Raw genomic sequence first — 12,127 nt, forward strand, 5'->3', positions numbered from 1 at the left:
AACTAAAATTAACTAAATTTAGCTGATATTCTTTGGGTCAGGCATTCCAACTTTGTTATATCCTGCATCTACATAGTGAATTTCACCAGTAACTCCGTTTGCAAGATCACTTAATAGATATAATGCTGAATTTCCAACATCATGGATATCTACGTTTCTTTTTAGAAAAGAATGGTCTTCATTCCATTTATATAGGAATTTTGCATCTCCAATCGCAGAAGCTGCTAATGTTTTAATAGGGCCTGCACTTATTGCATTTACTCTCATGCCCTTGGCACCCAAATCTCGAGCTAGATACTTAACACTAGCTTCTAAAGCTGATTTACAAACACCCATTACGTTATAATTTGGAATTGCTTTAGTAGACTCGTAAGTTAAAGTTAATAAACTTCCGCCTTGTTTCATTACCTTTGAGGCTTCTTTTGCTACTTCGGTAAATGAAAAGCATGAGATTAACATACTTCTTAAAAAGTTTTCTCTAGTGGTATTTAAATATTCACCTGATAACTCTGATTTATCAGAGAAAGCAACTGCATGAACTACAAAGTCAATTTCACCCCATTGGGATTTGATATCTTCAAATAATTTTACAACCTCTTCTTTTTTTTCAACATCACAACTAAATGTAACGTTTGAATTTAATTTTTCTGCTAAAGGAACAACTCTTTTTTTCAAAGCATCACCTAAATATGTAAATGCTAGTTCTGCCCCTGCTTCAGCAAGTTTTTGAGATATACCCCAGGCAATAGATCTTTCATTTGCAACACCCATGATTAATCCCTTTTTACCTTTCATTAAACTCATAAATTAAACCTTTTCAAAAATTAAAGCTGCATTAGTTCCACCAAAACCAAAGCTATTTGACATTACTGTATTTAAAGTTACTCCCGTTTCAGTTTTTGAAATTATAGGAAATTTCTTAGCTTCTTCATCCATCTCACTTATGTTTGCAGAGCCAGCTATGAAATTATTCTTCATCATTATCAAACAGTAAATTGCTTCATGAACTGAAGCCGCACCAAGTGGATGTCCTGATAAAGATTTTGTCGAACTAATCTTTGGGATATTTTCTCCAAAAGTATTTTTAACTGCATTTAGCTCCGTGATATCTCCAACTGGAGTAGAAGTTCCATGAGTATTGATATAATCAATTTTATTTTTAGCAGTAGACATTGCCATTTGCATACATCTGACAGCACCTTCTCCTGATGGAGCTACCATATCGTATCCATCCGAAGTTGCTCCATAACCAGTTAATTCTGCGTATATTTTAGCACCTCTTGCTTTAGCGTGTTCATATTCCTCTAGCACTAACACACCTGCACCACCTGCAATTACAAAACCATCTCTTGTTTTGTCATATGCTCTTGATGCTGTTTCGGGTGCATCATTATATTTTGATGATAAAGCAGTCATCGCATCAAACATTGCCGTCATTGCCCAATGAACTTCTTCACTTCCACCTGCAAAAATAACATCTTGTTTTCCCATTTGAATTAATTCCATTGAATTACCAATACAGTGGCCACTTGTTGCGCAAGCAGAACTCATTGTGTAGTTGGTTCCTTTAATTTTAAATGGAACAGCAAGTGTTGCAGAAGCTGTACTTGCCATTGTTCTTGGAACAATGAACGGTCCCATTAATTTTGGAGTTTTAGCCCTTGTTTTATCCGCAGCCAAAATAACATTTTCTATTGATGGACCACCAGAACCCATCACGATTCCAGTTTTAAAATTGCTAACTTCAGTTTCTTCTAATCCCGAATCCTCAATGGCTTCTTTCATTGCAATATAATTATAAGCTGAACCTGAACCCATAAATCTAATTGTTTTTCGATCGATATGATCTTCTAATTTTATATTTGGTTTGCCATGAACATGACTTTTTAGATTATGTTCTTTATATTCCTCAGCATAAGAAATTCCTGATTTTGAATTAATTAATGATTGATGAACTTCCTCTTGGTTGTTTCCCAAACAAGAGACAATTCCTAATCCTGTAATTACTACTCTTCTCATTATTTAAATAACCCCACTTTCAAACTTTCTGCTGAATATATTTTTTTGTCATCAGCAAATACAATTCCATTGGCAAGACCAACAGTTGTTCCACCTGGCGACATAATTTTTTTCATATCTATTTCGTACCTTACATTTTTAACATTTTGTAAAACTTCACCAGTAAATTTTACAGTACCAACTCCTAGAGCTCTACCTTTGCCAGGATTTCCTAGCCAGCCCAGAAAAAATCCAACTAGTTGCCACATAGCATCTAAACCTAGACACCCAGGCATGACTGGATCCTCTTTAAAATGACAATCAAAAAACCATAGATCGTTTTTTATATCTAATTCAGCCTTTAAAGAGCCTTTATTGAAAACTCCATTATTCTCGTTGATTTCAGTTATTCTATCAAACATCAACATTGGAGGAAGTGGTAATTTTGCATTACCTGGTCCAAAAAGATTACCATTTCCACAACTTATTAGATCGTCATATGAGTAGGAATTTTTTTTCATATTTTTTGAGAAACCTTATTACTTGATTTAATACCAATATAATATAATAAAACTGTATATTTTTATTCATACATTAGAATAATTATAAAATACAATGGTAAAAAACTGTAATTTTGTTGAAAAATTAAGAGATTTAGGACTTAGACCCACTAAACAAAGAGTTAAAATGTGTGAAGTTCTATTTAATAGAGAAAAAACTTTTCATTTTACAATCAATGATCTCGTAAAAATGATTTCTGAGGAGATGAATGAAAAAATTTCTTTAGCAACAGTTTATAACACTGTTCATGCATTTCAGAAAAAAGGTTATTTAAAAGAAATTTCGATTAACAGCGATAAAAGTTATTTTGATACAAACACATCTGTTCATCATCATTTTTATGATGAAGATACTCATCAGCTAATAGATTGTGATGAAAATGATATAGACCCAGTAAATATTAAAAAAAATATTACAGGAAAAAAAATAAATTCAGTTGAAGTTTTGGTTAAAGTTGCGAGTGATAATCAAACTCAAAAATAATTCAATTAAATCAATTATATAAAATCTAGATTATAATAATTCTAAACTATTGACATTAAAGTTTTAGACACTATATGGTCTATAAAGTTAAATTAAGGAGAAAAAAATGTCTTTAAAAGGAAGTAAAACAGAAGAGAACTTAAAAGCAGCATTCGCTGGTGAGAGTCAAGCAAATAGAAGATATCTTTATTTTGCACAAAAAGCTGACATCGAAGGTTATAATGATGTAGCTACAGTATTTAGATCAACAGCAGAAGGTGAAACTGGTCACGCACATGGTCACTTAGAATACCTTGAACAAGTTGGAGATCCAGCTACTGGGAAACCAATTGGTGAAACTAAAGCAAATTTAGCTTCAGCAATTGAAGGAGAAACGCATGAATATACTGACATGTACCCAGGTATGGCTAAAACTGCAAGAGAAGAAGGTTTTGAGGAAATTGCAGATTGGTTTGAGACTTTAGCAAAAGCTGAAAAATCTCATGCTGGTAAATTCCAAAAAACTTTAGAGTCTATTGCCTAAATAATATTCATTAGTGGGCGTTTACCGCCCACTAAATTTAACAAAATTTCTAAAATCAAAAAAAATGAAAGAGCAACTTTTACAATTAATAAAAGATTGGTTTAATGAACCAGTGGTATTAGTTTCTTTATCATTAATTATAATTTCTAATATAATCGTATGAGCAAAGAAGGAAGTCTAGACGCCCCAATACGTCACCCTATTGATTTTGAGCATCCAGATTTTTTAAATCCTGAAAAATTAGATGCAGAAATGCGAAGAGTGTTTGATATTTGCCATGGATGTCGAAGATGTTTTAATCTTTGTGACTCCTTTCCAAAATTGTTCGATATGATTGATGAATCTGAAAAAGAAGACGTAGAAAGTTTAAAAAGTGAGCAATTTGCTCCGGTTGTTGATGCCTGTACTCTTTGCGACATGTGTTTTATGACCAAATGTCCTTATGTACCTCCTCATGATTTTGATCTTGATTTCCCTCATTTAATGTTGAGGTACAGAACGGCACAGAAAAAATTAGGTAAATTACCAAGTGTTCCAAAGCAATTAGCCCAAATAGATAGAAACGCAAAAATTGGGGTTTTATTTTCTAAAATAATTAATTGGGCATCAGATATAAAAAATAAGTTGTTCAGAAAAATATTAGAGGTAGTTGCGGGTATCGATAAAAGGGTTCAACTTCCAAAATACAATTCAGAAACTTTTTCTAACTTTTTTAAGAAAAATAATGACAAAATAAACTACGAGACAAAAACTAATGATAGAAAAGTTGTAATTTATTCTACCTGTTTTGTTAACTTTAATAAAAAAAATACGGGTGTTGCAGCTTTAAAAGTTCTAAAGAAAAATGGTGTAGAAGTTCAAGAAGCCTATCCTGGATGTTGTGGAATGCCATTCTTAGAGCAAGCTGATCTTCCTAAAGTTGTGGAACAGGCTAAAAAAGTTTCTAAAGATTTAGTTGAATGGATTAACAAAGGTTACAAAGTTGTTACCTTAACCGCAAGTTGTGGCTTAATGTTAAAATTTGAATGGCCATTGCTCTTACCAAATGATGATAAAATAAAAAAATTATCTGCAAATGTAATGGATATTGATGAATATGTTGTTGATATTGCAAACAAAGAAGGATTAGCAGATGGTTTGCAAGAAATCGATGGTGGAGTAACAGTTCATCATGCGTGTCATGCAAGAGCACAAAACATGGGTATCAAAGCAAGAGATATGCTTAAACTTATCCCGAATGTTAAAATCGATGTTGTAGAGAAATGTGCTGGGCATGGTGGAACTTTTGGTGTGATGAAAGAAACACATGATCTGGCCAATAAAGTAGGAAGACCAACTGCAAGACAAATTAAAACAAAAAATAACAAGTACATGGCTTCTGATTGTCCTTTAGCAGGTAAGCACTTGAAGCAACTTGAAGTGGATACTAACATCTCCAATGATGAGGCACTACATCCTATCGAATTGATGGCTAAAAGTTATAAATTATGATTATGCCAAGAGAAAAAAGAGAAATACAAAAAGAAGACATCATGCCATTGGATGTTTACACAAAAAATAGAAGAGAACTGAGAAAAAATATTGTTGATTTTAAAAAAAATAGAAGAATTGCATTAGGTCCTTATGCAACTTTTTATTTTGAAAGTTACGAGACAATGTTAGCTCAAGTTCAAGAAATGTTATATATTGAAAAAGGTGGCGATGAACAACTTAAAGATGAGTTGTCAGCATACAATCCTCTAATACCAAATGGTAAAGAATTAACTGCTACTTTGATGTTTGAAATAGACAATCCTATATCACGTTCAGCTTTCCTAGGAAAAGTGGGTGGAATAGAAGAAACAGTGTTTATGAAAATTAATGGAGAAAAAATAAAAGCCATACCAGAGGAAGATGTTGATAGAACATCAGCTGAAGGAAAAGCTTCTTCAGTTCAATTTATTCATCTTAATTTTTCAGATGACCAAATAGCTAAATTTAAATCTGAAGAAATTGAAGTTGAAATAGGAATAGATCATAAAGAATATTCCCATACTACCAAGCTGTCTTTAGAGAACAAAAAGTCACTTTCTGCTGATTTTAGTTAATTAAATCCCCAGACATTATCTATTTTAACCCAACCTTGAAATTTTCCAGATGTTATCCGACACCATTCTTGCTCACACTTTTCTAATATTAATAACCTACCTTCCTTAATAAGAGCTATTGGTTTTGCAAAAGATGTAGGGTTTTTAAATAAAATTTTATTTTTTGTTGCTATTACAGAATTATTTTTTTTTAATTGAGATATATGTATCCACCCACCATTATTTTTAAGGTCTATAATTCTTCTAAAGTTTTCTTTTTTATCTATTTGTTTTAAAGGAAAGTTAATTTTTTTGTAAACATATTTTACATCTGAGTCAAAACTTGGACCGTATCTAACGTTTACTTTATTTTTTTTTAAAGAAACAAATATTTCATCAGCTGAACTTATTGAAATTGATAAGATAAAAATTAAAATTATTCTTATAATTAATTGCATAGACAGTTTTTTCTTTTTTTAATTTTTGCTTTTCTAAAATTTAAATTTAATAAATCAATAATTAAAATATAATTATTTAAACTTTGGCCTATATTTAAAATATTTTTTAAAATTTCATTAGCTTGCATTGTGCCAACTATTCCTGCTACAGTTCCCAGGATTCCTTCATATTCACAATTGAGTATTTCATCTGATATTTTTTCCTCTTGATAAAAACATCGAAGACATGGTTCTTTTTTATTTTTGAAATTAAATGTAAAGATATGACCATCAAATTTACTTATAGCACCAGTTACCAAAAACTTTTTATACTTTAAACTTAAATCATTAATTAGAAATTTACTTTCAAAATTATCAGTTCCATCAACAATATAATCGTAATCTTTAATAATTTTTTGAAAATTAGATTTATTTAGTTTGTAATTAAAAATTTTTATTTTTGTTAAAGAATTAATGTTGTTTAATTTTTTTTTAGCTATTTTGACTTTTAGTTGATTTAAGTCTTTTTGATTGAATAAACTCTGCCTATGAATATTTGAAAGGCTTATTCGATCATAATCCACAATTCCTAATGAGCCAACCCCTGACCTAGTCAAGAATTCTGCTACTGGGCACCCAAGACCACCCATGCCTATTATTAATACTTTTGCATTTGTAATTTTATTTTGACCTAAAATACCAATATTTTTTAAAATGATCTGTCTTGAAAAACGTTCGATTTGTTTTTTGTTTAATTTTTTGCTCATTTTCCTGTTGAGCCAAATCCGCCTTCGCCTCTAATTGTTTCTGGAAGCTCATCTGTTTCCTCAAAATTCATTTTTATCACTGGTGTAAGAACCATTTGAGCTATTCTGTCTTTATTGTTTATTAAAAAATCCTCTTTTCCGTGATTGTAAAGTATTACTTTTATCTCACCCCTGTAATCACTATCTATTGTTCCTGGTGTATTTAAAACACTAATATTATTTTTTGCTGCTAAACCTGATCTAGGTCGTATTTGAATTTCAAATTCATTTGAAAAAGCAACGGCAATTCCAGTTGGAACTAAACAAGAATTTTGCGATTTAAGTATAATTGGTTTTTTTATAAATGCCATAAGATCCATTCCCGAAGCCCCTTCTGTTTTGTAGGCAGGTAGCTCTATTGAAGGATCTAATTTTTTAACAAGGATTTTTGCCATTAATTTAATTGATCAATTATTCTATCAACTATTTCCTCAGAAATTTCAGATTTTCTTTTGTATGGTAGGACTTCACTTTTTAAAGATTTATTTTTGTAGTGGATTACAACTTCATTATAATCAGAGTTAAATCCAATATTTTTTTTAGAAACATCATTAGCAATTATCCAATCACAATTCTTTTTATTTAATTTTTCTTCTGCATTTTTTAAAACTTCGTTTGTTTCTGCTGCAAAACCAATCACAATTTCAGGCCTCATAGAATTATGATTTGATATGTAATTTAAAATATCAATATTTTTTTCTAAATCTAAATTTAATGCTTCTTCTTTTTTTATTTTTTTTTGAGATTTATTTTTTACTTTAAAGTCTGATACTGCTGCTGAAAAAATTGCTACATCTACAGGTAAATTCTCTTGTGTAGCAGCAAACATTTCATCTGCTGTTTCAACTTCAATGAGTTTAATATCTTTTTCTACTTCTAAATTAGTTGGTCCTGAAATCAGTGTTGTATTAAAACCTTTTTTCGATAGACATTTGGCTAGTTCATATCCTTGTTTGCCACTTGATTTATTTGTTATAAAACGTACAGGGTCGATATACTCATTAGTTGGACCCGCAGTAACTAAAGCTTTAAATTTTTTATTTTGACTTTGGTTTAAAAAAAACTGGTTTAACTCATCCACAATTTTTAATGGTTCTGACATCTTACCTTCTCCATATTCCCCGCATGCCATATCTCCTATTTCTGGACCAATAAACTTATAACCAAAATCTTTTAATTTTTTTAAATTAGTTTTTGTAGATTTATGTTCCCACATTCTAACATTCATCGCTGGTGCTAAATAAATTTGTTTATTTGAAGCAAGTACTACAGTTGAAGCCAAATCATCTGTAGTACCTTGTGCTAATTTTGAAATTGTATTTGCTGTGGTTGGAGCAACGATAACTACGTTTGCCCATCTAGAAAGTGAAATGTGATCCATTTCAGTTTCGTTTTCTAAGCTAAACAAATCACTATAAACTTTACCTTGAGATAATGATGCTACTGATAATGGAGTTACAAATTCTTTAGCACTAGGAGTAAGTATAGTTTTTATTTCTGCGCCATTTTTTTTTAATAATCTAATCGTTTCAAGACTTTTATAAGCTGAAATACCACCACAAATAATAAAAAGAATTTTTTTGTTATTAAGATTTTTCATTTGCAGAATTAAAATACTATAAGACCAAAAATTACAAGGAGTAATAAACCAATAATAGATTGGTTTCTAAATGCTATCATTTCAGATTTTTTATCTTTTAAAGCTGTATAAGAATTGGAGTTTTGAGGAATTTGTCCGCTAGCTAAAAATGTTAGAGCTTGATTTGCTTTATCCATGATTTCAGGTAACTCAGGTAATCTTTTAATTACTTCAGTACTATTTTTAAGTGTTTCGTTAAAATTATTTATAGGATTTTTTGTTTCTCTTAACCAATTTTCAAGAACTGGTTTAGAGGTTGTCCAAATATTAGTGTTAGGATTTAATTTTCTTGCAACACCCTCAACTACAACCATTGTTTTTTGTAACATCAACAATTGAGGTTGAGTTTGCATATTGAATTTTTCTGTAACATCAAAAAGCTGTTTTAATAATTTTCCACCTGAAATATCTTTAACCTCTTGACCAAATATTGGCTCTCCTATTGACCTTAATGCTTGTGCAAGATCATCTATTGGCACATTTTTAGGGACTAATCCTGCTACCAAGTGAACCTCAGCAACTTTTTTATAATCTCTTTGTATAAATCCAAATAAAATTTCAGCTAAAAAACGTTTACTCATTTTGTCTAATCTACCCATTATGCCAAAATCTATTGGAGCTATTTGACCATTCTCATCAATAAATATATTTCCTTGGTGCATATCAGCATGAAAAAAACCATCCCTTACTGCATGTCTTAAAAAATGTTGGATAATATCCTCAGCAATTTTATTAGTATTTAAATTTCTTTTTTTCAGTTCTTCTGTTTCACGAATAGATACTCCATCTATCCAATCTAATGTCATTACATTCTCACTAGTAAAGTTCCAATATATTTCAGGAACTTTAAATCCAGCATCATTTTTTGTATTTTCTGCATATTCATTTGCAGCTGCTGCCTCAAACCTTAAATCCATTTCTAGGTTGGTTATTTCTTTCAACAAAAAAACAACTTCCACAAGTTTTAATCTTTTAGTTTTTTTTAAAAATGACTCAATGATAAATGCAAATAGCATCATTGCATCAATTTCTTCATTAAATATTTTTTTTATGTCTGGTCTTATAATTTTTATTGCCACATCTTTAATTGTACCATTGTCATTTATTTTAGCTTTATGAACCTGTGCTATTGATGCAGCAGCAACTGGCTCACTTAAATCAATAATAGAATTGTAAGCATCATTGCCTAAATCATTTTTAATTATTTCTTTTGCCTTATTAATAGAGAATGGTGGTACACGATCTTGTAATTTTTCCAGTTTTGTAGAAAGTTCTTCTCCTATAATATCAGGTCTAGTAGCTAAAAATTGACCCAATTTTATAAAAGTTGTACCCATCAACTCTAATGATTTTGAAAGTCTTTCACCATCATCTAGCGCATGATGACTTAATTCTTTTTTTTCAAAAGATATTGCTAATAGCTGAAATAAAATTGTAATTGCGACCGGCGGTTTTTTAAATTTAGAGGCAATATCTAAAATATCAGATTTTGCAATCTTTCTTCCTAATTTAAATAAAGTAATTAATTTTCTTATCATTATATTTTCCAACCACTATGGATAGAAACTATACCACCTGAAAAGTTCCTATAATTACATTTCGTAAAATTATGCTTTTTCATTAAGTCAATTAATTCTTCCTGATTAATAAATTCTTCAATACTTTTTACTAAATATTCATATGGTTTTTTATCGCCAACAATAAATTGACCAATACGAGGAATTATTTTTGAATAGTTTTTATAAACAAAATCTAGGTTAGAGTTTTGAATTTTTGAAAATTCTAAACATAGAAATCTTCCGCCTGGTTTTAATACCCTATAAGCTTCAGTTATAGCTTTATCTAAATTCTTTGTATTTCTAAGACCAAAACTTATTGTGTAATAATCAAATTCGTTGTCTTGAAGTGGAAGCTTCTCAGCAGCTGCATTGATCCATTTTATATTTTTATAATTAGATAATTTTTGTTTGCCTTGATTAATCATACCTTTATTTGGATCTACACAAGTGACTTCTGACATTTGATTTGTACTATTCAAAAATAATTTACCGATATCTCCAGTTCCACAAGCAACATCTATTAACTTTCTATTTGGAGATGGTTTCATTATATTGATTAGACTTTTTTTCCAAAATCTATGAATGCCCAGTGACATGAAATCATTCATCAAGTCGTATTTACTATAAACTTGATCAAAAACACCTTCTACAAGACCTTTTTTATTTTGAAGATATTGTTGCATAAAAAAATATATATTGAATATAGTGAGAAATGCCAGAATTACCAGAAGTAGAAATTGTTAGACAGTCTTTAGACAAAAAAATTAAACAAAAAAGTATTAAAAAAGTAATTATTAGAAATAAAAATCTTAGGTTTCCACTTCCAAAAAATTTTAGTTCTTTTTTAATGAATAAAAAAATTATTAAAGTAGATAGATTTTCCAAGTATTTAATATTGAATTTTAAAAGTGGAGAGTTTTGTTTGATACATTTGGGTATGTCTGGAACCATACACATCATTGATAGTAAAAAAAAATTAAAATTTACTAATGCTAGTTTTTATCATTCTCCTACATTACCAAAAAAACATAATCATATTGAATTAATATTTAATTCTTTGAAAGTAATTTATAATGACCCAAGAAGATTTGGTTTTTTTGAGTTAGTAGAAAATAGTGAAAAATTAGAAAATAGATTTAAAAATTTGGGACCAGAACCATTCAATTTAAATTTTAATTTGAAATATGTTTTTAATTACCTCAAAGGAAAGAATAAAAATATTAAAACATTTTTATTAGATCAAAAATTTGTTTCTGGAATTGGGAATATTTATGCAAGTGAAATTTTATTTCTAAGTAAGATTTATCCATTTAAAAAAGCAAGTTTGTTAACTAGAGAAGATTGTAAAAAAATTATTTACTATTCAAAAAAAATTTTATTAAGAGCAATTAAAAAAGGTGGTTCAAGTATTAGAGATTTTAAGGATACGTTGGGATCTCCTGGAAACTATCAAAAAGAATTTAAAGTATATCAGCAAGAAGGATTAAGATGTAAAACTATAGGATGTACCGATACTATACAGAAAAAAATTGTATCAAATAGATCTACTTTTTTTTGTAATTCCTGCCAAAATTAGCCAAATATTTAGTTGACCGTTTTCAGTTCTCAAGCTATACCCCTGCGCATGGCAAATACAAAATCAGCTATTAAACGTATAAGACGTATTTCTAAGCAAACAGCAGTTAATAAAGCTAGAAAAAGTAGATTTAGAAATGCATTAAAGAAAATGAACGCTTTAATTGACACCAAAAAGAAAGATGAAGCGTTAAAATTCTTACCTAAATTAAACTCTGAGTTGATGAAAATTGCAAAGACTGGTGTAATTAAAAAACAAAATGCATCAAGAAACGTTTCAAGAATAACTAAAAAGATTGCAGCAATTTAAAAACCTTAAGTTGTTTCGAAGATAAATTTCACACACACATTATATAAGATCTAAATATTTTAAAATTACTATATTTAGATTTAGTAAATCTTTGATCTCATACAATACAATCCATGTTTGATTCAATCTGTATTTGATTCAATCAAAAATTTTATTTTTAAAAAAATTTA

15 protein-coding genes are annotated in these 12,127 nt (G+C 29.6%); 6 read left to right on the forward strand and 9 right to left on the reverse strand.

The features are described 5' to 3' along the window. Positions 1–18 precede the first annotated feature (18 nt). The 3 genes from VP90_RS05200 to fabA are packed head-to-tail and all read right to left on the reverse strand — an operon-like array spanning position 19 to position 2,519. Positions 19–804: an enoyl-ACP reductase FabI gene (locus tag VP90_RS05200; RefSeq protein ID WP_262590066.1), complete on the reverse strand. Its 786-nt coding sequence runs from the start codon at positions 802–804 to the stop codon at positions 19–21. A gap of 3 nt (positions 805–807) precedes the next feature. Then, a complete protein-coding gene (gene fabB / locus VP90_RS05205; RefSeq protein ID WP_262590067.1) occupies positions 808–2,019 on the reverse strand; it encodes a beta-ketoacyl-ACP synthase I in 1,212 nt (403 codons plus the stop codon). Next, positions 2,019–2,519, reverse strand: a complete 501-nt coding sequence (fabA, locus tag VP90_RS05210) for a bifunctional 3-hydroxydecanoyl-ACP dehydratase/trans-2-decenoyl-ACP isomerase (protein ID WP_262590068.1) — start codon at positions 2,517–2,519, stop codon at positions 2,019–2,021. Before fabA ends, fabB begins: the two co-directional genes overlap by 1 nt. A gap of 94 nt (positions 2,520–2,613) precedes the next feature. On the opposite strand from fabA, the gene VP90_RS05215 reads away from it, so the two are divergent. From VP90_RS05215 to VP90_RS05230, 4 genes are all read left to right on the forward strand, one after another. Further along, on the forward strand, positions 2,614–3,042 hold the full coding sequence (locus tag VP90_RS05215) for a Fur family transcriptional regulator (protein ID WP_262590069.1): 429 nt from the start codon (positions 2,614–2,616) through the stop codon (positions 3,040–3,042). 106 nt (positions 3,043–3,148) lie between these two features. Then, positions 3,149–3,565, forward strand: coding sequence for a rubrerythrin family protein (locus VP90_RS05220; protein ID WP_262590070.1), 417 nt, complete (start codon positions 3,149–3,151; stop codon positions 3,563–3,565). A 159-nt stretch (positions 3,566–3,724) separates the two neighbouring features. After that, positions 3,725–5,056: a (Fe-S)-binding protein gene (locus tag VP90_RS05225; RefSeq protein ID WP_262590071.1), complete on the forward strand. Its 1,332-nt coding sequence runs from the start codon at positions 3,725–3,727 to the stop codon at positions 5,054–5,056. 2 nt (positions 5,057–5,058) lie between these two features. Continuing rightward, on the forward strand, positions 5,059–5,652 hold the full coding sequence (locus VP90_RS05230; protein WP_262590072.1) for a DUF3501 family protein: 594 nt from the start codon (positions 5,059–5,061) through the stop codon (positions 5,650–5,652). On the opposite strand, the gene VP90_RS05235 is transcribed toward VP90_RS05230, so the two are convergent. The 6 genes from VP90_RS05235 to ubiE are packed head-to-tail and all read right to left on the reverse strand — an operon-like array spanning position 5,649 to position 10,755. Continuing rightward, the gene (locus tag VP90_RS05235) at positions 5,649–6,089 is read right to left on the reverse strand and encodes an SH3 domain-containing protein (protein WP_262590074.1); all 441 of its coding nucleotides are present in this window, start codon (positions 6,087–6,089) and stop codon (positions 5,649–5,651) included. The genes VP90_RS05230 and VP90_RS05235 overlap by 4 nt on opposite strands. After that, entirely contained in the window at positions 6,080–6,835 is a 756-nt protein-coding gene (locus tag VP90_RS05240; protein ID WP_262590075.1) for a HesA/MoeB/ThiF family protein, read from the reverse strand. The genes VP90_RS05235 and VP90_RS05240 overlap by 10 nt, the downstream gene beginning before the upstream one ends. Next, on the reverse strand, positions 6,832–7,269 hold the full coding sequence (gene dut, locus VP90_RS05245) for a dUTP diphosphatase (protein ID WP_262590076.1): 438 nt from the start codon (positions 7,267–7,269) through the stop codon (positions 6,832–6,834). Before dut ends, VP90_RS05240 begins: the two co-directional genes overlap by 4 nt. Next, positions 7,269–8,474, reverse strand: coding sequence for a bifunctional phosphopantothenoylcysteine decarboxylase/phosphopantothenate--cysteine ligase CoaBC (coaBC, locus tag VP90_RS05250; protein WP_262590078.1), 1,206 nt, complete (start codon positions 8,472–8,474; stop codon positions 7,269–7,271). Before coaBC ends, dut begins: the two co-directional genes overlap by 1 nt. An 8-nt stretch (positions 8,475–8,482) precedes the next feature. After that, on the reverse strand, positions 8,483–10,051 hold the full coding sequence (gene ubiB, locus VP90_RS05255; RefSeq protein WP_262590079.1) for a 2-polyprenylphenol 6-hydroxylase: 1,569 nt from the start codon (positions 10,049–10,051) through the stop codon (positions 8,483–8,485). Next, positions 10,051–10,755 carry a bifunctional demethylmenaquinone methyltransferase/2-methoxy-6-polyprenyl-1,4-benzoquinol methylase UbiE gene (gene ubiE / locus VP90_RS05260; RefSeq protein WP_262590081.1) on the reverse strand — a complete coding sequence of 235 codons (705 nt, stop codon included), beginning with the start codon at positions 10,753–10,755 and terminating at the stop codon, positions 10,051–10,053. Before ubiE ends, ubiB begins: the two co-directional genes overlap by 1 nt. Positions 10,756–10,784: 29 nt before the next feature. On the opposite strand from ubiE, the gene mutM reads away from it, so the two are divergent. Both mutM and rpsT read left to right on the forward strand, forming a co-directional pair. Further along, positions 10,785–11,648, forward strand: a complete 864-nt coding sequence (gene mutM, locus VP90_RS05265; protein ID WP_262590083.1) for a bifunctional DNA-formamidopyrimidine glycosylase/DNA-(apurinic or apyrimidinic site) lyase — start codon at positions 10,785–10,787, stop codon at positions 11,646–11,648. Positions 11,649–11,696: 48 nt separating this feature from the next. Next, positions 11,697–11,957 (forward strand): 30S ribosomal protein S20, encoded by a 261-nt coding sequence (gene rpsT / locus VP90_RS05270; RefSeq protein WP_262590084.1) that lies wholly within the window; start codon positions 11,697–11,699, stop codon positions 11,955–11,957. Positions 11,958–12,127 lie beyond the last annotated feature (170 nt).

The organism is Candidatus Pelagibacter ubique HIMB140, from assembly GCF_025558165.1.
GTDB lineage: Bacteria > Pseudomonadota > Alphaproteobacteria > Pelagibacterales > Pelagibacteraceae > Pelagibacter > Pelagibacter ubique_T.